We start from the raw sequence: 20,873 nt of genomic DNA, 5'->3' as shown, positions 1-20,873 counted from the left end.
GGTTACGCGGTAAAACTACCGCGCGTTAAACAAAAAGAACCTCTTTCCTCCTGCTGTGGGAGGGAAGAGGTTCTTCGTGGTTTTATTGCTGGAACTGCGGCGGCGGGAGCTGGCCGCTATCCCCAGCGCCATCCGAGTTGTCATTCTGCGGCGGCGTTGCCTGCTCTCCACCACCCGGCTGACTCGGCTCCGGCTGGCCCTGCGTCGGCGGCTCCAGTGGATTGCCTGCCGATACCGTGCGGGTCACCACGACGGTAGAGACCGCAGTCTCGGTCTGCGTGACGGTCTCCGGCTCCGGCGGCTTCTGCTCCTCTACAGGGGCGGGCTTCTCCACCGTCTGCGTCTGCGTCACCGTAGTGCGGGGCTGCTGCTTCGCCGCACTCGGGGACTCCGCCTCGCGTTCCCGCTTGGCCTGATCCACCATCTTCCGGGCTTCTTCAAGCAGCTGACGGGTGCCGTCCATGTCGCCCTCGGCGGAACGCCTCTCCATTTCATCGAGTGTTCCGGCAAGCTCGACCACAGACACATCGTGATCATCCGCGCCGAAGAGTGACTGGTTCACGCCATACAGCGGGGAACCCGGTCCGGCGTTGACCACCACAGCTCCGGTACCTGCGATGAGCAGCGTAGCTGCGGCCGCTCCAATGAGGCCGTGCATGAATGGCTTGCTCCGACGGCGACGTGCCGCGCCGAGGGAAATAACCTCCGGCTCCTCCTCCGCGCCTTCGATGAGAGGGGCTGGGGGCATCTGCTTTTCGACGTCCCCGCGCAGCTCCAGCAGAAGACCCGCCAACTCATCACCGCCATCGGAGGGATCCGTTCCTTCGGAGAGAGTGGTGAGGAATGCATCATCATCGACCAAAGGCTGCAGCTGCTCAGCGACACCCTGCTGAGGCTGGTCCTTTTTTGCCATGATGTCCTCCCTTCCTTATTAGAGAAATTTTAATTTGTCGGTGCCAAGTACCGATGGCTCACTGCTAGCTCTGGGCTAGCCCAACTACTGGTTCACGCTGCTGGTTCACGACGTCTCGTGCGAATCGAGGGATTTGCGCAATTGCGCAAGTGCACGATGTTGCGCCACGCGGACTGCGCCAGGGGTAGACTCCACAATTTCCGCAGTCTCCTCTGCCGACAGCCCCACGAACACACGCAAGATGATAATGTCCCGGGCCTTGTCACTTAACGTATCGAGCATTGCCCGCACTCTGTTACTACCGTCTACTTCAAGGGCTGATTCTTCGGGGGTAGCGTCCTGAGCGGCGTCTTCTGGAAGGTCTTCCGTCGGGTGTGTGTGGTCGCGACTGAGGGCCCGGTGAGCGTCAGTCACCTTGTGGGCGGCGATGCCATACACATAGGCCATAAACGGGCGGCCCTTGTCCTTGTACGTGCCAATCGACGTCGCCACCGCCAAGCAAATCTCTTGTGCCACATCTTCTGCCGTGGGCTGGCGGTGGCCGCCAATGCGTGCGCGGCAATAGCGCAGGACCTGTGGGTGAATGATGCGCATGATGCGCTGCAAGGCACGGCGGCTACCGTCGACGGCTAGCGGAACGAGGTCTGCTAGTTCCTTATCGCTGTCGCGCTTCGCCGCTGTTGAGGAGCCGCCTGCGCCTGTAGCATGTGTAGCCACTGCCATCCTTGCTCTTCTGCTTGTGCTCTTCTGCCTAAAGTCTTTTTCTTAATGAATGCGTTTGATTCATTACTACATATTCTGCATGAACATCATGTCATAACCTTTTGGCGAAACCCGAAACGACGGGTCCATTCCCCAGCCTTTGAGCTGTGATGAAAAAGTTCATTCATCGTTCATCTTAACCTTCAATGCAGGTCATACCGGGTAAAAGTGAGGCATTTCGACTAGTTACACCTGCATGTCAGCAATGCTTAACGCGCCGTTCACCAAGGGAAGACACACTTCGATCTCGTCTTACTTCGCCCTAGCGCTCACGGGACTATCACCCTGTGTTGGGTCGCGCTCTCAGCACGCCTTGAGCTTGGGCACTCTATCTTTGACGAATAAGGAGAATCGAACGTGTCTCAGCCTTTCCTGCTCCCCGGGCCCAATACGGACTTTTGGGATTGGCAGCTACACGGCGCATGCCGTGGGGAAAACTCTGACGTGTTCTACCACCCAGACGGCGAGCGCGGCCGCGCCCGCGCCCAGCGCGAGAACCGCGCCAAGGCTATTTGCCACACCTGCCCAGTCATCGAGATGTGCCGCGAACACGCCCTCGCATCCGGCGAGCCCTATGGCGTGTGGGGCGGCATGAGCGAATCCGAGCGCGTCGTTGCCTTGCGCTCGCGCCGCCCCCACGCGACCGTCGGCGCCTAGTCCGCTCCTTCTTCCTCCCGCTCCCCTAGCGTCAGCCGGTTTTACAGGGCCTGCGCTAGGTAGCGGGCGGTCAGCGTGTCCGTTTCTAAGAACTCGCGCGGCGAGCAGGCCGCCACAACCTCGCCACCGGCTGAGCCCGCGCCAGGACCGAGATCAATGATGTGATCGGCGTGCGCCAGGACGGCGCGGTGGTGTTCGACGCAGATGAGGGTTAGGTGGGCGTCGACAAGCGTGTCAAAAAGACGCAGCAAGGTGTCGATGTCTTTGTGATGCAGGCCCACGGTGGGCTCATCGAGCACGATGATGTCCGCAGTCGCCTTCCGGTCGCACAACCGCACCGCCAGCTTCAGCCGCTGGCGCTCGCCGCCGGAGAGCGTCGAGAGCGGCTGCCCCAAAGTCAGGTAGCCCAACCCCAAATCCAGGGCCGCCTCCAACCCGCGTAGCGGGGCCACGGCAAGGGGTGAGTTGATGGTGCGGAGCCATGCGGCGGCGTCGGCAAGCTCCATGTCGCAGACGTCCGCGATGGAGACGCCATTGAAGTGAAGTAGGACTCGCGCGCGTGCTGCGCCAAGCGCGTGCCGTGGCACTCCGGGCAATCTACAAAGACCACTGCGTGCTGGACAAAGGCAAGCACGTGCCTGTAGGGACTACTCAACACGTTCGTCTTCAGGCGCGTAACCAGCCCCATGTAACTCATGTTGACGCCGCCGACCTTGACCTTGATCTCGGCCTCATAGAGATCACGCTTCTGGACCGGCACGTCGGCCGGATACAGCCCGGACTCGGCGTAGGCGCGCCACATCCACGAGCCGACCTTCATGCCGGGGTAAATGATGGCGCCGTCGTTGAGGGGCAAGGGCTCCCCCGCCCCAGACACGGCGAAGGCCCGGCGCCCCGCGAGGGATGCGGGCGACGGGCCTTCCTTGCGGCTACGCGGGAATTCCTTATGGCTATGTGGGAATTCCTTATGGCTATGTGGGAAGCTCCTGCTTCCCACGCGCACTTGCTAGTGCGCGTGCGCGTGCGCAGCCTGTGCCGGCTCTTCCTCGGCGGGCTTCTCCACAACGGAAGCCTCGGTGGTGAGCACCATGCGGGCCACGGAAGCGGCGTTGACCACGGCGGAGTGGGTGACCTTCACCGGGTCGATGATGCCCTGCTCGAGCAGGTTGCCGTACTCCAGGGTGGCGGCGTTGAAGCCCTCGCCGTTGGCCTTCTCGGCAACGTGGGCGACCACGACGGATCCGTCCAGGCCTGCGTTCTCGGCGATCCAGTAGGCCGGGCGGGTCAGCGCGCGAGCCACCGCCAGCACACCAATCTTGGCCTCACCCTCGAAGCCCTCGGCGAAAGCCTCGAGCTCCTGGGAGATCTGGACCAGCGCGGAGCCGCCGCCAGCAATGACGCCCTCTTCAACGGCCGCGCGGGCGGCGTTGATGGCGTCCTCGACGCGCAGCTTGCGCTCGTTGACCTCGGTCTCGGTAGCAGCGCCAACGCGGATGACGGCAACGCCACCGGACAGTTTGGCCAAACGCTCCTCGAGCTTCTCCTTATCCCAGGTGGAATCGGTGCGCTCGATCTCGCGGCGGATCTGCTCGCGGCGCTCCTCGACGGCCTCAGCGGTACCGGCACCATCCACAATCACGGTGTCCTCCTTGGACACGGTGACGCGGCGGGCAGAACCGAGAACCTCCGGGCCGACCTCCTTGAGGTTGATGCCAACCTCCGGGTCGACGACGGTAGCACCGGTAACCACAGCCAGATCATCCATGAAGCCCTTGCGGCGCTCACCGAAGTACGGGGACTTCACGGCGGCAACCTTGAGGACCTTGCGGATGGAGTTCACCACGAGCGCCTGCAGCGGCTCGCCCTCGATGTCCTCAGCGATGATCAGCGTCGGGCGCGAGGACTCCGCGATCTTCTCCAGCAGCGGCAGGAAGTCCGGCAGGGAGGAGATCTTGTTGCGGACGAGGAGAATGGCGGCGTCGTCAAGCACGGCGTTGTAGGTCTCCTCCTCCGTCGCGAAATACGGGGAGAGGTAGCCCTTGTCGAAGGAAATGCCCTCGGTGACGTCCACGGTGGACTCGATGGTCTGGGACTCCTCGACGGTGACGACGCCGTCCTTGCCCACCTTGTCCATCGCGCCGGCGACCATCTCGCCGACCTCCGCATCGCGGGAGGACACGGTGGCAACCTGGGAGACCTCCGCGGAGGAGTTCACCGGGGTGGCGCGCTTCTTGAGCTCCTCGACGACCTTCTCAGCCGCCGCGGCGATGCCCTTGTTCAGCTCAATGGGGTTAGCGCCGGCGGCAACGTTGCGCAAACCTTCAAAGACGAGCGCCTGGGCCAGCAAGGTGGCGGTGGTGGTGCCGTCACCGGCGATGTCGTTGGTCTTGACGGCCACGGACTTCACCAGCTGGGCGCCAAGGTTCTCAAACGGATCATCGAGGTCGATGTCGCGGGCGATGGTGACGCCGTCATTCGTGACGGTCGGGCCACCGAAAGCCTTGGACAGCACGACGTTGCGGCCGCGCGGGCCGAGGGTGACCTTGACGGCGTCGGCCAGCGTGTCTACACCGCGCTGGATGCCCTCGCGGGCCTCCTGGTCAAATGCAATCAGCTTTGGCATAGGGTTAATCGCCTACTTTTACTTCTCGATGACTGCGAGCAGGTCGCGAGCGGACAGCAGGAGGTACTCCTGGCCGTCGTACTTCAGCTCGGTGCCGCCGTACTTGGAGAAGATGACGGTGTCGCCCTCGTTGACGCCAACCGGGACGACCTCGCCCTTGTCGTTGGTGCGGCCCGGGCCGACAGCGACGACGGTGGCCTCCTGCGGCTTCTCCTTCGCGGAGTCCGGGATAACCAGGCCGGATGCAGTGGTGGTCTCAGCTTCAACGATCTGGACGAGGACCTTGTCCTCCAGCGGCTTAATGTTTGCCATGATGATTTCCTCCAAAGTGTTCCTAGTGCGCGTCCACGTGGACGCGCGCGTGCCGGTTGTGGGTGTCCAGCACAGCCGTCGTCGCGGGTGAACAACTGTGGGTCAAAACAACCTGCCTAGCACTCTACCCTCGCGACTGCTAGCCCTCAACGTTGTGGGCCGCTAACCCGTTCGCCCTCCGCGAACGACGCGGCTCGGGTGTGTACAAAGCCGGCCAACGCCAGCTTGACGACGCCCAGGGCAATAAACATTGCGCCGAATATTACGGCGAAGGACGGCCACCACAACTCCTCTACCAGCGTTCGACCGAAGGAAGCCTGTGGGGTGAGCAGGTGCTGGAGGGGCAGGAGCGTCGCCAAACACAGCGCCCAGACCACGCCGGCCGCAGTCAGGGTGAGGCACGCCGCCTCCCCCACTTGCACGCGCGCCCAGGCCGAGGGGGCGGCGCCCGCCAAGGTGAGGCCACGAATATCGGCCGCGATGCGCCCGTGCATAAGCAGCGAGGTAAGCACGGCGCCCACGATGCTAGGTGCGAAGACTGGACCCAAAAGGGCGAGGAAGGCCTGCCACGAGGACAGGGTGCCTCCGGCGCCTGCGTCGTTCCCAAAGCGCAGGCCCGAGCCGACGGCGACGATAAAGCCGCCGACGAGCACCCACGGCACGATGTGCGGGGTGGAAAAGCTTCGGCGCACGCGCACATTAGCCCCAGCGATGCCGGCCGCGCGGGTCCATTGATCCAGGACGGGCATAAGCCAGGGCAAAAAGAGCGCGACAAGGATGACCAAGCCCATCTCGGCCGAGAGGAGGTCGCCGGGATCATCAATGTGTAGGCATCCATAGACCGTACTGCCGACAGCAACGGACGCGAGCAGGAATTTCACCATGAGCCACGCCGGGTGTGCGGTGGCGTGCGGCCGAAAGACTCGGCGCAGTGGAGGCAGCGCTCCGACTAGGGCCGCGGACATGCAGACAACTATCGCAATACCAACGACCTGGCCTGTAATCGCAATGTCTGGCAAAGGGATGCCGTCGCTGCGCAGGGCGCGCACGCACGGCGCGAGCAGTGGACGGGCCGGCAGCACACCAAGAAATCCGGCGGCCGCGCTGACCACCGCGACTTGGCCCAGAATGAAAATCAGGATCATCCACCCAGGCATGCCCACCATGCGCCAGGAACGGTAGACCGGCTCGCGCTCAGCGATGATAAGGCGCATCTGCGAGAGCGTCACCAGCACTACCACGCACAGTGACATGCCCAGCACTGTGCCGCCCAGAGGCCCAGCGGGGTTTTCTTCGGCTCCGGGGGAAGCGACCAGCATGGCTAGCGCTAGGGTGCACGAGGTGGAAGACACCACCAGGGTCAGCGCTACGGCCAGCCACGATAGCCAATTGGACTGTAAGTCCTTAAGCCACACCAGCATGGGCCACCTCCTCCAAGGAAATGACCCGGTCGGCCGCCTCGGCGGCAAGGTGCGAGTGAGTCACCATGATCACGCTGGCTCCATCGCGGGCAACGGCGTGAAGGTGGGAAAGGACGGTGGAAGCGGTGGCGTCGTCAAGCGCGCCCGTGGGCTCGTCAGCGAAGATATAGGGCGCTTGGGCCAGCAATGCCCGGGCGACAGCCACGCGTTGCTGCTGCCCACCAGAAAGCTGTGCGGGCAGGCGGCTCTCCAATCCAGCGAGACCGAGCGAATCGAAGACCTCTGCCACACGGCCGCGTGCAGGGCGCCGGCCGGAAAAGCGCGCCGTCAAGGTGGCATTGCGTTGCGCGTTGAGGGATTCCAGCAGGTTGTAGTCTTGGAATACAAATGCACGCTGCTTGCGCCCCGGCGCGTTGACTCGGCCGGAAGTGGGCTTATCGAGCCCGGATAACAGGTTCAGGAGCGTGGTTTTGCCGCTTCCCGATGGCCCCATGATGGCAACGAATTCGCCTGGGGCGATAGACACATTGACGCGATTGAGCACGGTGCGGCGGCCGTAGCGCTTACTAAGGTTTTCTGCTTTTAACATGCCTTTGATTCCACTCGGCCACGCACAACAATGACATGGGGCGGGCTGCCCGAAAAATGGTGGAGCTAGCTCCACTGCCCTTCCACCGGCATGGCGGATAGGGTCGAAGACTATGCGAACCTTCAAAGCCTGTGCGTGGAGCCTCCTCCTCGGCATGCTGTGTATCCCAACCTTGGTGATTTCGGTGCTGATGCTGCCGTGGATCCCGTTGGTGGGTCGCGCCGCGGAACTTGTCGGCCGGTTGGGCGCGCAGTGGATGGGCGTGGAAATTCCACCCCGGCGCGCAGATCGATGGTTTGATTGGCAGCAGTTCTATCACCTCGTGTTGCAGTTATTGATTTCGACTGCATGCTTTACCGCGTGGACGGCCCTGGGTTTCACAGCGGGTGTGCTAGCGATAGCGCCATTCGTACCTAAGGCCGAGTTCTCCGTTGGCGAGTGGTCCACCTCCAACCGACCGCTTATTTTCTTAACCTGCTGGCTGGCTGCTCTGTTGCTTGTGTTGTTACTGGTAGGTCTCAACCGCCTCTTGGTCTCAGCGTCGGTCTCGCTGACCCGACTGGCATTGAGTCCTTCGGCCGAGGAAATGGCGGCCTCGCGTGCCACGCTTATCGATGCCTTCTCCGGCGAGCGCCGCCGCATCGAACGCGAACTGCACGATGGCCCGCAGCAGTACCTCACTGCGCTCAAGCTCAACTTGGCCGCGGCAAAACTACAAGCCCCGCCCCAGGCACAGCAGGCCTTGACTGACGCAGAACATAATGCCTCTTTGGCTCTGGCTTCATTGCGGGCGACAGTGCGTGGCATTGCGCCGCAGGTGCTTTTCGACGACGGGCTTATCCCCGCCCTCGACGAGTTACTCGCCCATTCCGGGCTTGAGACCACACTTCGCGTAGAGGGCGCTGAGAGCTCGATAGACGAGACCACAGCACTGCTGGCCTATCATGCAGTCGCCGAGGCGCTCACAAACGCCTCTAAACACGGCGCAGCCACCGAAGCCGTGGTAACGGTCGCTTTTAGGGATATGCTGCGCCTAGAAATCGTAGATAATGGCATGGGCCCCACGGCCAAAGAGCCGGACGGTGAGAGTGCAGCTGTGGGTTCGGGCACGGGCCTCGCCGGGCTGCGTGAGCGTGCTGCTGCACTCGGCGGCACAGTAACCTTTGGTGCTGATAGCACCAATGCTACGGGTAAAGGCGGCGGCCAGCTGCTGGTCAAACTACCGCTGAAGGAGGCGGAATGAAGTTACTACTCGCAGAAGATTCCGCGCTCCTGCGCGCGGGTCTGGAGCAACTACTCGGTGCTCTCGGTCATAGCGTCACGGCGGTCACAGATGCCGAAGCACTGCGCGCCATCGCAGTGCAGGAAGACTTCGACCTCATTATCAGCGATGTGCGCATGCCGCCCACGATGACCGATGACGGGCTTCAAGCCGTGCACGATCTGCGGGCAGCCGACCCCACCCAACCCGTGGTGGTGCTGAGCCAATACGTAGCGGCAAGCTATCTCGACCGCCTCCTGGAGCACGGCGGATTCGGGTACCTACTCAAGGAGCGCGTTTCTGATGTTGAAGAATTCGTGCGCACGCTTGACGATGTCGCCCGCGGCGGCACCGTGGTGGACCCAGAGGTGGTCACGGCGCTGCTTTCTGCAAGGCACACTGGTCTAGCCCGGCTCACCGCTCGCGAGCGGGAAGTACTGGGGCTTATGGCCCAAGGATTGAGCAATAAAGACATTGAAGACACGCTCGTCCTTACCTCCGGAGCAGTAAGCAAGCATGTCTCCAGTGTATTTATAAAGCTCGGGTTTCGACCCGAGGACTCCAACCGGCGGGTGAAGGCCGTATTGGCATGGCTGCGCCACACCGAGCGCTAGAAAAGCGCTGAGGCCCTACAAACAAGGGCTGGAATTAGACCTGCCGGTGGGAGTTCAGCACAGCCGCGCGCCACAGCTGGTACTCCTCCGGGTTGTCCTCGTGGTAGTTCTTCACCGCGCGGATGCCGTGCTCCACGGCCTCGGCGACCTCGTCGATGTTCTTGTCGTCACCGTCGGCAGCAACGAAGATAACCGGACCGCAGATGGAACGGATTGGGTCCTGCAAGAAGGCGGAATTGCCGGTCGCAGCTGCATTGCGCGCCAGGGAAGCCACCGGGTTCGGGTCGGCGCCTTCAGCCTTGGCGTTCGGGTTAAACAGCGCCGCGTAGGTCTGGCCATCATCCTGGAAGGCCACAGAGACACGATCCTCGGTGGTGCCGCCGAGGAATTGATTTGCGTGCTCGAGCTCAAACTCGATGGTGCGGCGGGACAGATCGGGGTTAACGAGGAATCCAGTGGTCATAACGGTGTGAGCTCCTTGTGTGTGAGCCGGACGATTATCGGTCATCACACTACCGGAACCCTGGGGGTTGCGCATCCGCTAGCGCGCGGCGGCCACGAGCGGCACTTCCACCTCAAGCTGCGTATCGGTCCCGCATGCCAGGCCGGAGGGTTCTGCGCCTTCGTGAATGAGCTGGGCGGCCACCGCCGCGATCATCACGCCGTTGTCGGTGCACAGCTTGAAGCGCGGCACACGCAGCTCGATTCCCGCGGATTCGCAGCGCTTCGCCGCCAGAGCCCGCAGCCGCGAATTCGCCGCCACGCCACCGCCGAGCAGCAGTACCTTGGCGCCAGTGTCCTGGCAGGCGCGCACAGCCTTGACGGTCAGCACATCAGCCACCGCCTCCTGGAAGGAGGCACACAGGTCCTCAACCTGGACCGTCGCGCCCTCGCGCTCGGCTTTTTCCACGTGGCGCGCTACTGCCGTTTTGAGGCCGGAAAAGGAGAAGTTGTGGCGGTTGGGCCCGCGCAGGTCCTCGGCCTTGGACAAACCACGCGGCAAATCGATGGTGGGCTCTCCTTGGGCGGCCAGCTTATCGATGACCGGCCCTCCCGGATACCCCAGCCCTAGGAGGCGGGAGACTTTGTCGTAGGCTTCGCCGGCGGCGTCGTCAAGCGTGGTGCCCAGTTCCTTCATGGGCTTGCCCACGGCTTCGACCTCGAGCAGCTGGGTGTGGCCACCGGAGACGAGCAGCGCCACCGAGTGCGGAAGCTCCTCGCCCTCCAGGTTGGCCACCGCGACGTGCCCGCCGAGGTGGTTGACGCCGTAGAAGGGCACGCCCCACGCGGAGGCGAAGGCCTTGGCTGCCGACGCCCCGACGAGGAGCGCGCCGGCCAGTCCCGGCCCCACGGTGGCGGCCACCGCATCGGGCTTCTCGACGCCCGCCTCCTCCAACGCCGCCTTCATCACCTGCGGCATGGCTTCGAGGTGAGCGCGGGAGGCAATCTCCGGCACCACGCCGCCGAAGCGGGCGTGCTGCTCCATGGAGGAGGCGACGACGTCGGCGCGGATCTCCATGTGGCCGTTATCAGACAGCTCGATGATGCCCACGCCGGTTTCGTCGCAGGAGGACTCGATGCCGAGGATTAACATCTCTCACTCTTTCGTGGTCGGTACATGGTGTGGGCGTCCGCGCCGGAGGGCTGGTAGTAATTGCGGCGCAGGCCGTTAATGACAAAATCATAAGCCTCATAGAGGCGAATGGCCGGATCGTTGCCCACGCGCACTTCGAGGAAGATGGGCGCATCGTGGGAATCTGCAAGCTCGACGATGGCGTCCATCATCAGCCGCGCGATGCCCTGCCGTTGGGCTGCGGGGTCGACGCCGATGGTGCGGATTTCGAACTCCGGCCAGGCAGCGGGTCCCATCCGCCCCACGCCGGCGTAACCGAGAACTTCCACGCGGTTGTCGTTATGGTCATCGCGGTTGTCGTTATGGTCATCGCGGTTGACATTCATGTCAACCGCCCAGTACGTGGTGTGCCCCGCCGCAATTTCCTGCTCGAAGGCTCGCGCCTGCCATGGGCTTTCGCCGGGGAAAAGGACCTTCTCTAACTCGGCACAGCGCGACGCGTCCGCAGACGTTAGTGGCCGCAGCCTCATGATGCCGGTGTCTCCTCGTTGCCGCCGACCAAGGCGGCCGAGCGCGGCTTGGCCTTCGGCTCCACGGCATCGGGGCGGCGTAGGTAGAGCGGGACGAGCGGCTCGGGTTCAGCGGACAAGTCAGCGCAGGCAACCAAACCCTCTGCGCGCGGGGTAGCCCACTCGCTGGGAAGGTCAGCGATGTCCTCCGGCAAACGTGGAGCAATAGATTCTGGGAAAACCAGAAGCGCACTCGCTGGGCTCGCGAGTCCGGCGGCGCTCAGATCAAGGGTTTCCGGCTTCGATACGTTGGGGCCGCTACGGCGCTCGCCGTCCACATAGGTGGCCCAGTAGACCTCTTTGCGGCGAGCGTCGATAGCCACCAGCCACTCCCCCGTGCGCCCGTGCGCGATGGCGTCCAAGGTGCACACACCATGTACCGGCAGGTGAAGGGCCACTCCCAGGGCGGAAGCGGTTGCCATGCCCACGCGCAGGCCGGTGAACGGTCCGGGCCCCGTGCCGACAACGATGGCGGAGAGGTCGGCATAGGTCAGAGAGGCGTCGGCAAGCAGCTCTTCGATGGTAGGGATGAGCTGCTCGTTGTGGGCGCGCGTACCACTGATGACGCGGTCGATGCTCTCCCCGGTGTCGGTGTCAACGATGCCCGTGACCAGATCCGTGGTGGCGGTATCGAGTGCGAGAACCTTCATTAGCCCACGAACTGCCAGGCAGGAGCGTCCTCATTGTCAGCACCCTGCTGCAACATCTGGTCATCACCGCGCAGGAACTGCAGCGGCTCGCCAGGCTGAATGCCGCGCAGCGGCGGAGCGTCCTGGCCCTGGGCCTTGGCCATCTCTACCTGCTCGAGGACGCCGGAGCAGAGATCCACCTGGGAGCGGTTCAGCTTCTCCACCTGATACTCCTGATTGACGCTGACGGTGACAAAGTAGTTCTCATCCTCCGCCACCTTGCCGTCGACGAAGTCGATACCGGCGACATCCACGCCGCCTTCCCCAAGCTGCTGCTCCGTAGCACCCGGGCAGACGACGAGACCGGCAATCCAATCCTGGCCGTAGACGTCGGGGACCAAGAGCGCGGAGAAGCTCAGGTTCTTCGGATACGTGTCCAAGGCTTCACCCAACGTCGAGGAAGGCTCCTCCGGCGAACGGGTCATGGACAGCGCGATGAGCAAGCCAAGGACGATGGCAAAGCCGCCGATGACGACGGTCGTGATGAATTGGCCGATTTTATTCATGGGGATGTGCTCCTAATAATAGGGAGTTCCGTACGGGGATATCCTACGCGACCGCCCTACCGCGGCCCTGACTGGCCCTTCCGGCACCGAAAAGGGATCAAACGATCAGCAGTGCCAGGACCTGGCACATGAGGATCTTGCCGATCATCGCCGTGGGGTACACGGTGGCATAGCCGCGCTCTGCCAGCTGGGTTCCGGTCTGGGGGTTGAGGTAGGCCATGATCGCCGGGTTCGTGGTCATACCCGCGGCGATGCCCATCGACTCATCAAACTTCAGGCGCAGCACCAGCATCGATACCGCGACGATGCCGATGGCGGAAACCAGCGACAGCACAATGCCCACGCCCATGTACTTCAGGGAGGTCGGATCCGACAGCGCATCACGGAACTGGCCGCCTGCCGACGTACCCACGCCCGCCAAGAACAAGGTCAGGCCCAGCGTGGAGATTGTCTGCTTGGCGTGGAAAGGAAGCTGCCAGTTAATCGGGCCCGAGCGGCCCAGCGCACCCAGGATGAGGCCGACGACGATGGGGCCGCCGCCGAAGCCGAAGGAGAGCGTCGTGCCACCTGGCAGCGGAATCGGGATAGCGCCGAAGAGCAGACCAATGAAGAGGCCAAGAGCAAAGGGAAAGAGATCGACGTTGCCGAGTTTGGCTTCGGAGTCGCCGAGGAAACGGCGGACGTCGTCAAGCCTGCCCGGCGCGGTGATAACGCGCACGCGGTCCGAGTAATGCAGGACGGTTTCCTCGTTCGGCACGACATCCGAGTCACCGCGGCGCACGCGCGCGATGAGGAAGCCCTCCTTGACCGTGTCCAAGTCCTTGAGCTGGTAGCCCGCAACGCGTGGGCTGGACACGGTCAGGCGGCGGTAGACCAGGCCATCCTCCTCGTGGAGGTTGAGGTGGATCTCCTCACCGAGCTGGGAGATCGCGCTATCAAGCGCTGGTGCCGTGCCGTTGAGCAAGAGCTCCATGCCCGCGCGCAGCGGCAGCTCCGGATAGGCCAGGTTGTGGTTGTGCGGATTGTTGACGTGGCGGGTAGCGATGACGCGCTCGCCAGTCACCTCCTGCAGCTCCCCTACCGTTGCGTCGAAGTCGCGAGTCAGGCGCACTGCCCGCCACTCCAGCGGCTCCGCAATCATGCCCTCGGCGCGGGCGTCCTCAACGTGGTTCACGCGCAGCATCTTCGCGCCGATGGCGGCCACCAGAATGGTTCCGATGATGCAGCCAGGGTAAGCCAAGGAATAGCCCACCACCGGGGTGCTGTCGCCGCCCAGGGCTTCGACGACCGCTGCCATACCCGGCGTCGAGCTTAGCGATCCCGCGAGCGTGCCGACGCTAATCGCCGGGTCCAGGTCAAACATGCGCATCGCCAGGGTTGTCAGCCCCGCGAGAAGGAAGAAGAAGACGATGACCACCATGGACATCTTCCATCCTCGCCGGCGGAAATCTTCGAAGAAGCTGCGGCCGAAGTTCAGGCCGATGACGTAGACGAAGATGGCCAGGCCAAATTGATACACGAAGGCCGGGACCACGATGTCCGGGTTGGCAGCGGACAGTCCCAGGGCCACGAACATCGCGGCGGCGGCGCCGAGCGAGATGCCGAAGACATTGATCTTGCCCACGGCCAGTCCCACCGCCATGATCAGAAAGAGCGTCAGCAGGGGCTGTTCAGCAAGAAAAGCCAGCACGTTAATTCACCCATTTCCATGTAAATACGCGGACGTCATCATCCGAATCGCGGTTGATTCTCACAGCAAGATACGCGTCAGAAAGCCGCTCCATGAAGCCCCCGCCCCACTCGGCGACGACGACAGCATCCTCTATTTCGGTGTCCAAGTCTAGACTGTCCAGCTCCCCCAACGGATCCTCAGAATGATCAAGGAGGCGGTAGGCATCCACGTGCACCAACGTCGGCCCGCCTACGCGGGAAGGGTGCTCGCGGGCGATGACAAAGGTCGGCGACGTCACCCGCCCCTTCACCTGCATTCCCCGGGCAATGCCCTGCGTAAAGGTGGTTTTCCCGGCACCTAAAGGGCCGTCGAGGATAACCAGGTCCCCGGCCTCCAGAGCCGCACCTAACTCCTCGCCGAGGGCCTGGGCGTGCTCCGGTGTGGCTGCCTCGCGGCGTCCTTCGTGTGGAAAATCACTGCGCATCGCTAGCTCCTTCGCGGTATGTACGCTCGGTGCGCCCTGTGGGGCGGCACACCACTTCATAGTTGATGGTCCCGGTTGCCTCAGCCAATTCTGTGGCGCTCATACCGCCGCGCCCGAAGATAACGGCGGTGTCCCCGGCACGCACTCCGTGGGGGTTAGAGCCGAGGTCGACGACAATCTGGTCCATACAGACCCGTCCCACCTGCGGGTAGAGCTCACCACCAATGCCTACCTGGAGCGCCCCCTGAAAGGCGCGCGGCAGGCCATCGGCATAACCCACGCTGACGGTGGCGAGCTCGCGCTCACTCTCCGCGGTCCAGGTCAGTCCGTAGCAGGTGGACTCCCCCGCCGAAATCGGCTTCACTGCGACGACGGACGCCTCCCACGTCATGGCAGGCTCCAGCCCATGGTCGAGCCCAGCGACTGGTTCAAGCCCATACAGGGCCAGTCCGACGCGCACCTGCTCAAAACGAGCCGAGGGGCGCGTCAACGCCGCGGGCGAGTTCGCCAGGTGGTTCAGCGGACACTCCAGCCCCACCTCACGGGCGAGTGCTAGGGCCTGGCGGAACTCCGATTCCTGATGATCATTGTGCGGGTGCTCCGGCTCGTCCGCACAAGCAAAGTGGGACATGAGGCCTAGGACGGTGATGTGGGGGGCGTCGGCAAGCAGGCGAAAGGTCTCCTCCCACGCATGCTTGTCGACGCCCGATCGGTGCATCCCCGTCTCCACCATCACGAAGACTTCGGTGGGGGTCTCGGCGGCGATGAGTGCTCGGGCGTGCGCCAGCGAAGGGATGCCGATCTGGATCTCAGCGGCAAGGGCTGGGGCGAGGTCCTCCGTCGGCTCCCACAGCCAGGCAGCGATGGGGAGAGTATCAATCACCTTCCGCAAGGCCACCGCCTCAGCCAAGGTGGCCACCCCGAAGGCATCCGCCCCAGCTTGCGCCATCACCGGGGCGCAGCGCTCGATGCCGTGGCCATAGGCATCCGCCTTGACCACGCACATGAGGCGGGCCGGGGCCACCGCCTCCTTCACGCGGGCAACATTGTGGGCAATAGCGTTGAGGTCAACGGTGGTTTTCAACATGCCCACTATTGTGCCACTTGGTGTTACCGCGCTATTCGACGGTCACCGACTTCGCCAGGTTGCGCGGCTGGTCCACGTCGTAGCCCTTGGCGGTGGCTACACCGCAGGCGAAAATCTGCAGCGGAACAGTAGCCAGCAGCGGCTGCATCAGGGTCGGCGCCTGCGGGATGCGGATGATGTGGTTGGCGTAGGCCTCGACGGCCTCGTCGCCCTCCTCCGCGATGACGATGGTGATGGCACCGCGGGCACGGATCTCCTGGATGTTGGAGACGACCTTGGCATGCAGGGAATCGCGGCCACGCGGGGAAGGCACGATGACGAAGACCGGCTGGCCTTCCTCAATCAGCGCGATGGGGCCGTGCTTGAGCTCACCGGCGGCGAAGCCCTCCGCGTGCAGGTAGGCAATCTCCTTGAGCTTGAGCGCGCCCTCCAGCGCAACCGGGAAGCCGACGTGGCGGCCCAGAAAGAGCACCGACTTGGCGTTCTCCATGGCATTGGCCAGGTCATAGACCTGCTGCTCGTTGTCGATGATTGCCTGAACCTTATCGGGCATATCACGCAGATCCTCGAGGACGGAGTTGACCTCATCGGAGAACATGTTGCCGCGCAGACGTGCCAGGTAGAGGCCCAGCAGGTAGGTCGCGGTGATCTGCGCCAGGAAGGCCTTGGTGGAGGCCACAGCGATCTCCGGTCCGGCGTGGGTGTACAAGGCGGCGTCGGACTCGCGCGGGATGGAGGAACCCTGGGTGTTGCAGATGGCAATCACCTTGGCGCCCTGCTGGCGGGCGTGGCGCACTGCCATAAGCGTATCCATGGTCTCGCCCGACTGGGACAGGGCCACAACCAAGGTCTTTTCGTTAACGATCGGATCGCGGTAGCGGAATTCGTGGGCCAGCTCCACCTCACAGGGGATGCGGCACCAGTGCTCGATGGCGTAGCGTGCGACGTGTCCAGCGTAGGCGGCAGTGCCGCAGGCGATGACAATGATCTTATCGATGGACTTCAGCACCGACTCATCGATGCGGATCTCATCGAGGATCAGGTTGCCGGTCTCGTCGAGGCGGCCCAGCAGCGTATCGCGCACGGCTGCCGGCTGGTCGTGGATTTCCTTCTCCATGAAGGAGTTGAAGCCACCCTTTTCGGCAGCGGCGGCATCCCACTTGATCTCGAAAGGCTTGCCCTGGGCGGGGTTGCCCTCATAGTCGGTGATTTCGATGTCATCCGCGGTGATGGTCACGACCTGGTCGTTGTCCATCTCCACGGCGGACTTGGTGTAGTCGATGAAGCCGGAGACGTCCGAACCCAGGAAGTTCTCTCCCTCACCCAGTCCGATGACCAGCGGCGAATCGCGGCGCGCAGCCACGATGCGGTCCGCCTGCTCGGTGTGAATAGCCAAGAGGGTGAACGCGCCCTCCAGGCGCTTACCGGTCAGTTGCATGGCCTTGGTGAGGTCACCGCCGGCCTCATTGTGGAACACATCTGCCAGAAGGGTGGCGGCTACCTCGGTGTCGGTCTCGGACACGAAGTTGTGTCCCTTGCCCTCCAGCTCGCTCTTGAGCTCAGCGAAGTTCTCAATAATGCCGTTGTGCACGACGGCGAGCTTGCCGCCATCCACCACGTGCGGGTGGGCGTTCAGATCGGTCGGGCCACCGTGAGTAGCCCAGCGGGTGTGGCCGATGCCCAGGACGGAATCCTTCAGCGGACGCGCAGCGATTTCAGCTTCCAGCGCAGCGACCTTTCCGGCCTTCTTGCGCCAGCCAATCTCGCCATCGGCGTACATTGCGACGCCTGCTGAGTCATAGCCGCGATACTCCAGTCGGCGCAGGCCCTCCAGCACAACGTCTAGGGCGTAGTAATCATGGTCTCCAGAAACGGGACCTACATATCCAACAATTCCACACATATTTATTGAGCCTACCTCACCGATTCACGTGCAAATACTTGGGACAAAGCTGCAAAGAGAGGGTGCTCCGGGGCAATTCCGGTCAGCTCAGTAACCAGCTTATTTGTAGCCTCTTGGTTACCTGCAACTTCCTTTAGACGCTTGCGCAACTCCACCGATTCGGGATCTTCGGGCACATCAAATGCCAGCGCGGCCGACACTGCTTCGACGAGAGCTTTTACCCCGTGGCCGCGTTCTGCCAGTTCGGCGGCTGGGCCGATGAAACGTTCATTGCGCGAAATCTTACGCAGCGGGGCACGCCCAACGCGGTCGGTGGTATCGGGCAGCTCAGGGTTCTGGAAACGTGTCAGAATCTTCTCTACATAGGCCTGCTGAACCTCGGGATCAAAGTCAAACTTTTCAACGATGAGTTGCTTGGTTTCAGCCAGAACCGCGGCGACCTTGTCCTGGATTTCTTTCTGCGCCAATGCTTCCGCAATGGTAGAAATTCCTGCTTGCTTTCCGAAGTAAGCAGTCGCAGCATGTCCGGTGTTGACGGTGAACAGCTTGCGCGTAATGTAGGGCGCAAGGTCATCCACCCACGTGATTCCTGAGATCTCTGGAATCTCAAGACCTGCAGCTTTAAATGGCCCGGATTCCACTGCCCACTCATGGTAGGTTTCGACGACTACGTCGAGCGCTTCGCTGCCTGTGCGACGCTCCTGGTTCGGCACGATGCGGTCAACTGCTGTGTTGGGAAAGAATGCAATCTCATCAGCCTCGGGGTAAGCCTCTCGAATGGCCGCGCTGAGCCCGTCCGTAGCGTTGATCGCGTTCTCACAAGCCATGACCGCGACCTTGCCTTTGCCTGCTGCTGCTCGACGCTTCAGGCCCTCAGCGATAGAAGGAGCAATGAGCTGTAGCACGGTAGGCCCAACGGCAGTCGTGATGAGATCGGCATCCACGATCTCTGAGTAAAGGCCTTCAAGGTCCTCAGCGGAGTTAACTCCCGAGAAATCAGTGACGTGGACATCGCGAGCGCCGGTTCCCACCTCGTGCACTGTGTACGACTCAAGCTCATTGAGGGAATCGATAAGAGGGGCAGCAACATCTGCAAAGGCTAGTTCATAACCTGCCTCGTGCAAGATGATGCCGACAAATCCTCGACCGATATTTCCTGCTCCAAAGTGCAGTGCTTTCTTGGTCGTCATTACTTGTTCACCTTCTCAAAAATAGTGAGGATTTCTTCCTTCGTCGCGGCGTTTTCCAGCTGCTCCACGGTGTCAGCTTTGCCGAAGATCTTGGCAATTTTGGCCAGCGTCTTGAGGTGGGAACCATCAGCACCAGCAATACCAACGATGAAGGTAGCGGGCTTGCCGCCCCAGTCTACGGGCTCATCGAGTCGGATGAAGGAAACAGCGGACTTCTTGATGGAGTCCTTGGCTTCATTGGTGCCATGCGGGATGGCGAGGCCATTTCCCATAAAGGTGGACACGGACTTCTCACGCTCATGCATCGCGTCCACATAGGCTTGGTCAACTGCGCCGGCAGAGACGAGCAATGCACCAGCTTGGTTGATTGCGTCTTCCCGGTCAGCTGCGTGTCCATCGAGCACGATAGTGTCCAGGCTCAGAACTTCTTCACCGGCGGACTCAGAGGACTCGGACGCGATCGTTCGTGCCATCTCGGTTTCAGTTGCCGCTGCGGTGGCACCCGATTGCTGTTTGCGGATAAGGTCCACGACTTCGTCGTAGCGAGGCGATGCCATGAAGTTGTCCACGGCAACATGGATTGCCGAAGGAGTAGCTGGCTTGGCGCGTTCTGCCAAATCCTGATGAACAACGACCAGCTGATAATCATCCTTGAGATTGTTGATCGCCGAGTTGGTTACGGTAACGACATCGCCGAAACCGGCTTCCTTGATCTTGTTCCGAAGCACCGAAGCGCCCATTGCGGAAGAGCCCATGCCGGCATCGCAAGCAAAGACCACATTCCGAATCTCTGGAGCATTCTCAGCAGACTTTGCAGTCAGGGCTCCTGCAACCGACGACTTCTTACCCTTCATAGCCTCCATGTCTGCCGTAGCCTTGTCGAGGTCATCCTCACCCTTGGTGAATTTCAGAATCGGCGCAGCGATAGCGAACGAGACTGCAGTCGAGGCCGCCACAGCGATGGTCACGCCCAAGTAGGAATCAGAGGCAACCGTGCCGTAAATGGCAAGAATGGACCCCGGTGCCGCCGGAGAACGAAGCCCCACATCCATGATGGTGTTAATCGCAACACCCGTCATGCCGCCGCCGATGGCTGCAAGAAGCAACTGCGGGCGCATCAGAACGTAGGGGAAGTAAATCTCGTGAATACCACCGAAGAAGTGAATCAATGCCGCGCCCGGAGCGGTCGCGCGGGCAGAACCGGCACCAAACACCATAAAAGCGAGCAGGATACCTAGGCCAGGACCTGGGTTTGCTTCCAGCAGGTAAAGAACCGACTTGCCGGCTTGTGACGCCTGATCCGTTGCGAGCGGAGTGAGCACGCCATGATTAATGGCGTTGTTCAGGAAGAACACCTTCGCAGGTTCAATCAATGCCGAGGTCAACCACAACAGGTTGTGCGTAATGAGGAACTCAACCGCTCGACCTGCCAAGTCCATGATCAGGTTCATCACGGGAGTCAGGAGGTACATGGAGGCAATAGCTCCGGCGAAACCAAAGATGCCCAGAGAGAAGTTATCGACGAGCATTTCGAAACCGGGTCGAACCTTGCCGTTCCACAGTGACTCAAGCTTCTTGAAAAGCCATGCAGCCAGAGGACCACAAATCATCGCGCCAAGGAACATCGGCGACGCATGACCGTCCTCACCGATCCACTCCGGTGCTGACGTTCCCATAATGACACCCATCGTGACGATGGCGCCGACGACGCCTCCGCGCACGCCGTGTACGAGCTTGCCGCCGGTGAATGCGATGAGAATCGGCAGCAGGTAGGTCACCATTGGGCCAACCATTGTGTTGATCTTTTCATTCGGGAAGAACCCGTCCGGAATGAAGAGAGCAGTCAAAATTCCCCACGCGATGAAGGCGCCGATGTTCGGCATGATCATCGAAGAAAGGAACGTTCCGAACTTTTGGACAGCGACTCGTGCACCGCCCTTGTTTTGTTGTGTCTCAGCCATGCGCATCTTCCTTTACTTGTGGCTGGGTGCGCGCGCATGAGGCCCGCGCACGATTGGAGAGTTTCAGTTTCTGATCCTATTACCTTG

21 protein-coding genes are annotated in these 20,873 nt (G+C 62.1%); 3 read left to right on the top strand and 18 right to left on the bottom strand.

The genetic code is table 11. The features are described 5' to 3' along the window. Window positions 1–82 precede the first annotated feature (82 nt). Entirely contained in the window at window positions 83–913 is an 831-nt protein-coding gene (locus HMPREF2537_RS08860; protein WP_070527904.1) for a hypothetical protein, read from the bottom strand. A gap of 105 nt (window positions 914–1,018) precedes the next feature. Beyond that, entirely contained in the window at window positions 1,019–1,636 is a 618-nt protein-coding gene (locus tag HMPREF2537_RS08855; protein ID WP_070446495.1) for a sigma-70 family RNA polymerase sigma factor, read from the bottom strand. Between the two features lie 396 nt (window positions 1,637–2,032). Here HMPREF2537_RS08855 and HMPREF2537_RS08850 point away from each other — a divergent pair, with 396 nt between their 5' ends. Continuing rightward, complete coding sequence (locus tag HMPREF2537_RS08850) at window positions 2,033–2,332, top strand: WhiB family transcriptional regulator (RefSeq protein WP_070527902.1); 300 nt, start codon at window positions 2,033–2,035, stop codon at window positions 2,330–2,332. Between the two features lie 41 nt (window positions 2,333–2,373). Here HMPREF2537_RS08850 and HMPREF2537_RS08845 read toward each other — a convergent pair whose 3' ends face one another. From HMPREF2537_RS08845 to HMPREF2537_RS08825, 5 genes are all read right to left on the bottom strand, one after another. Continuing rightward, complete coding sequence (locus HMPREF2537_RS08845) at window positions 2,374–2,919, bottom strand: ABC transporter (RefSeq protein ID WP_246820278.1); 546 nt, start codon at window positions 2,917–2,919, stop codon at window positions 2,374–2,376. 419 nt (window positions 2,920–3,338) lie between these two features. Continuing rightward, window positions 3,339–4,955 carry a chaperonin GroEL gene (gene groL, locus HMPREF2537_RS08840; protein WP_070527899.1) on the bottom strand — a complete coding sequence of 539 codons (1,617 nt, stop codon included), beginning with the start codon at window positions 4,953–4,955 and terminating at the stop codon, window positions 3,339–3,341. Between the two features lie 18 nt (window positions 4,956–4,973). Continuing rightward, window positions 4,974–5,273, bottom strand: a complete 300-nt coding sequence (gene groES, locus HMPREF2537_RS08835; RefSeq protein ID WP_167595557.1) for a co-chaperone GroES — start codon at window positions 5,271–5,273, stop codon at window positions 4,974–4,976. Window positions 5,274–5,413: 140 nt separating this feature from the next. Continuing rightward, window positions 5,414–6,688 (bottom strand): FtsX-like permease family protein, encoded by a 1,275-nt coding sequence (locus HMPREF2537_RS08830; RefSeq protein ID WP_070527896.1) that lies wholly within the window; start codon window positions 6,686–6,688, stop codon window positions 5,414–5,416. Further along, on the bottom strand, window positions 6,672–7,277 hold the full coding sequence (locus HMPREF2537_RS08825) for an ABC transporter ATP-binding protein (RefSeq protein WP_070521548.1): 606 nt from the start codon (window positions 7,275–7,277) through the stop codon (window positions 6,672–6,674). Before HMPREF2537_RS08825 ends, HMPREF2537_RS08830 begins: the two co-directional genes overlap by 17 nt. A 112-nt stretch (window positions 7,278–7,389) precedes the next feature. Here HMPREF2537_RS08825 and HMPREF2537_RS08820 point away from each other — a divergent pair, with 112 nt between their 5' ends. After that, entirely contained in the window at window positions 7,390–8,520 is a 1,131-nt protein-coding gene (locus tag HMPREF2537_RS08820) for a sensor histidine kinase (protein WP_070521551.1), read from the top strand. Continuing rightward, entirely contained in the window at window positions 8,517–9,152 is a 636-nt protein-coding gene (locus HMPREF2537_RS08815) for a response regulator (RefSeq protein WP_070527893.1), read from the top strand. Before HMPREF2537_RS08820 ends, HMPREF2537_RS08815 begins: the two co-directional genes overlap by 4 nt. 34 nt (window positions 9,153–9,186) lie before the next feature. On the opposite strand, the gene HMPREF2537_RS08810 is transcribed toward HMPREF2537_RS08815, so the two are convergent. The 11 genes from HMPREF2537_RS08810 to HMPREF2537_RS08760 all read right to left on the bottom strand — a co-directional run bounded on the left by HMPREF2537_RS08810 (window position 9,187) and on the right by HMPREF2537_RS08760 (window position 20,786). After that, window positions 9,187–9,615, bottom strand: a complete 429-nt coding sequence (locus tag HMPREF2537_RS08810; RefSeq protein WP_070527889.1) for a hypothetical protein — start codon at window positions 9,613–9,615, stop codon at window positions 9,187–9,189. A gap of 78 nt (window positions 9,616–9,693) precedes the next feature. Then, on the bottom strand, window positions 9,694–10,746 hold the full coding sequence (gene tsaD, locus HMPREF2537_RS08805) for a tRNA (adenosine(37)-N6)-threonylcarbamoyltransferase complex transferase subunit TsaD (protein WP_070527886.1): 1,053 nt from the start codon (window positions 10,744–10,746) through the stop codon (window positions 9,694–9,696). Further along, window positions 10,740–11,255 (bottom strand): GNAT family N-acetyltransferase, encoded by a 516-nt coding sequence (locus HMPREF2537_RS08800; RefSeq protein ID WP_070517440.1) that lies wholly within the window; start codon window positions 11,253–11,255, stop codon window positions 10,740–10,742. Before HMPREF2537_RS08800 ends, tsaD begins: the two co-directional genes overlap by 7 nt. Then, window positions 11,252–11,944: a tRNA (adenosine(37)-N6)-threonylcarbamoyltransferase complex dimerization subunit type 1 TsaB gene (gene tsaB, locus HMPREF2537_RS08795; protein ID WP_070517439.1), complete on the bottom strand. Its 693-nt coding sequence runs from the start codon at window positions 11,942–11,944 to the stop codon at window positions 11,252–11,254. Before tsaB ends, HMPREF2537_RS08800 begins: the two co-directional genes overlap by 4 nt. Continuing rightward, window positions 11,944–12,489, bottom strand: a complete 546-nt coding sequence (locus HMPREF2537_RS08790; RefSeq protein WP_070517436.1) for a hypothetical protein — start codon at window positions 12,487–12,489, stop codon at window positions 11,944–11,946. The genes tsaB and HMPREF2537_RS08790 overlap by 1 nt, the downstream gene beginning before the upstream one ends. Window positions 12,490–12,586: 97 nt before the next feature. Next, window positions 12,587–14,179 carry an aspartate:alanine exchanger family transporter gene (locus HMPREF2537_RS08785; protein ID WP_070517434.1) on the bottom strand — a complete coding sequence of 531 codons (1,593 nt, stop codon included), beginning with the start codon at window positions 14,177–14,179 and terminating at the stop codon, window positions 12,587–12,589. Between the two features lies 1 nt (window position 14,180). Further along, the gene (gene tsaE, locus HMPREF2537_RS08780) at window positions 14,181–14,645 is read right to left on the bottom strand and encodes a tRNA (adenosine(37)-N6)-threonylcarbamoyltransferase complex ATPase subunit type 1 TsaE (protein ID WP_070517432.1); all 465 of its coding nucleotides are present in this window, start codon (window positions 14,643–14,645) and stop codon (window positions 14,181–14,183) included. Beyond that, window positions 14,635–15,732, bottom strand: a complete 1,098-nt coding sequence (gene alr / locus HMPREF2537_RS08775; RefSeq protein ID WP_198531333.1) for an alanine racemase — start codon at window positions 15,730–15,732, stop codon at window positions 14,635–14,637. The genes tsaE and alr overlap by 11 nt, the downstream gene beginning before the upstream one ends. A gap of 31 nt (window positions 15,733–15,763) precedes the next feature. Continuing rightward, entirely contained in the window at window positions 15,764–17,635 is a 1,872-nt protein-coding gene (gene glmS / locus HMPREF2537_RS08770; RefSeq protein ID WP_070527883.1) for a glutamine--fructose-6-phosphate transaminase (isomerizing), read from the bottom strand. 11 nt (window positions 17,636–17,646) lie between these two features. Continuing rightward, window positions 17,647–18,825, bottom strand: a complete 1,179-nt coding sequence (locus tag HMPREF2537_RS08765; protein WP_070527880.1) for a mannitol-1-phosphate 5-dehydrogenase — start codon at window positions 18,823–18,825, stop codon at window positions 17,647–17,649. Beyond that, entirely contained in the window at window positions 18,825–20,786 is a 1,962-nt protein-coding gene (locus tag HMPREF2537_RS08760) for a PTS mannitol transporter subunit IICBA (RefSeq protein WP_210383645.1), read from the bottom strand. The genes HMPREF2537_RS08765 and HMPREF2537_RS08760 overlap by 1 nt, the downstream gene beginning before the upstream one ends. Between the last annotated feature and the right edge of the window lie 87 nt (window positions 20,787–20,873).

It is taken from the genome of Corynebacterium sp. HMSC074E01 (genome assembly GCF_001808885.1).
GTDB lineage: Bacteria > Actinomycetota > Actinomycetes > Mycobacteriales > Mycobacteriaceae > Corynebacterium.
This window is presented reverse-complemented; position numbering and strand designations above follow the sequence as displayed.

Excerpts from the sequence above, each read along its gene's own strand:
- HMPREF2537_RS08860 (WP_070527904.1), bottom strand. The coding sequence starts at position 913 with ATGGCAAAAAAGGACCAGCCTCAGCAGGGTGTCGCTGAGCAGCTGCAG.
- HMPREF2537_RS08855 (WP_070446495.1), bottom strand. The coding sequence starts at position 1,636 with ATGGCAGTGGCTACACATGCTACAGGCGCAGGCGGCTCCTCAACAGCG.
- groL (WP_070527899.1), bottom strand. The coding sequence starts at position 4,955 with ATGCCAAAGCTGATTGCATTTGACCAGGAGGCCCGCGAGGGCATCCAG.
- HMPREF2537_RS08830 (WP_070527896.1), bottom strand. The coding sequence starts at position 6,688 with ATGCTGGTGTGGCTTAAGGACTTACAGTCCAATTGGCTATCGTGGCTG.
- HMPREF2537_RS08825 (WP_070521548.1), bottom strand. The coding sequence starts at position 7,277 with ATGTTAAAAGCAGAAAACCTTAGTAAGCGCTACGGCCGCCGCACCGTG.
- HMPREF2537_RS08820 (WP_070521551.1), top strand. The coding sequence starts at position 7,390 with ATGCGAACCTTCAAAGCCTGTGCGTGGAGCCTCCTCCTCGGCATGCTG.
- HMPREF2537_RS08815 (WP_070527893.1), top strand. The coding sequence starts at position 8,517 with ATGAAGTTACTACTCGCAGAAGATTCCGCGCTCCTGCGCGCGGGTCTG.
- HMPREF2537_RS08810 (WP_070527889.1), bottom strand. The coding sequence starts at position 9,615 with ATGACCACTGGATTCCTCGTTAACCCCGATCTGTCCCGCCGCACCATC.
- tsaD (WP_070527886.1), bottom strand. The coding sequence starts at position 10,746 with ATGTTAATCCTCGGCATCGAGTCCTCCTGCGACGAAACCGGCGTGGGC.
- HMPREF2537_RS08800 (WP_070517440.1), bottom strand. The coding sequence starts at position 11,255 with ATGAGGCTGCGGCCACTAACGTCTGCGGACGCGTCGCGCTGTGCCGAG.
- tsaB (WP_070517439.1), bottom strand. The coding sequence starts at position 11,944 with ATGAAGGTTCTCGCACTCGATACCGCCACCACGGATCTGGTCACGGGC.
- HMPREF2537_RS08790 (WP_070517436.1), bottom strand. The coding sequence starts at position 12,489 with ATGAATAAAATCGGCCAATTCATCACGACCGTCGTCATCGGCGGCTTT.
- tsaE (WP_070517432.1), bottom strand. The coding sequence starts at position 14,645 with ATGCGCAGTGATTTTCCACACGAAGGACGCCGCGAGGCAGCCACACCG.
- alr (WP_198531333.1), bottom strand. The coding sequence starts at position 15,732 with ATGTTGAAAACCACCGTTGACCTCAACGCTATTGCCCACAATGTTGCC.
- glmS (WP_070527883.1), bottom strand. The coding sequence starts at position 17,635 with ATGTGTGGAATTGTTGGATATGTAGGTCCCGTTTCTGGAGACCATGAT.
- HMPREF2537_RS08765 (WP_070527880.1), bottom strand. The coding sequence starts at position 18,825 with ATGACGACCAAGAAAGCACTGCACTTTGGAGCAGGAAATATCGGTCGA.
- HMPREF2537_RS08760 (WP_210383645.1), bottom strand. The coding sequence starts at position 20,786 with ATGGCTGAGACACAACAAAACAAGGGCGGTGCACGAGTCGCTGTCCAA.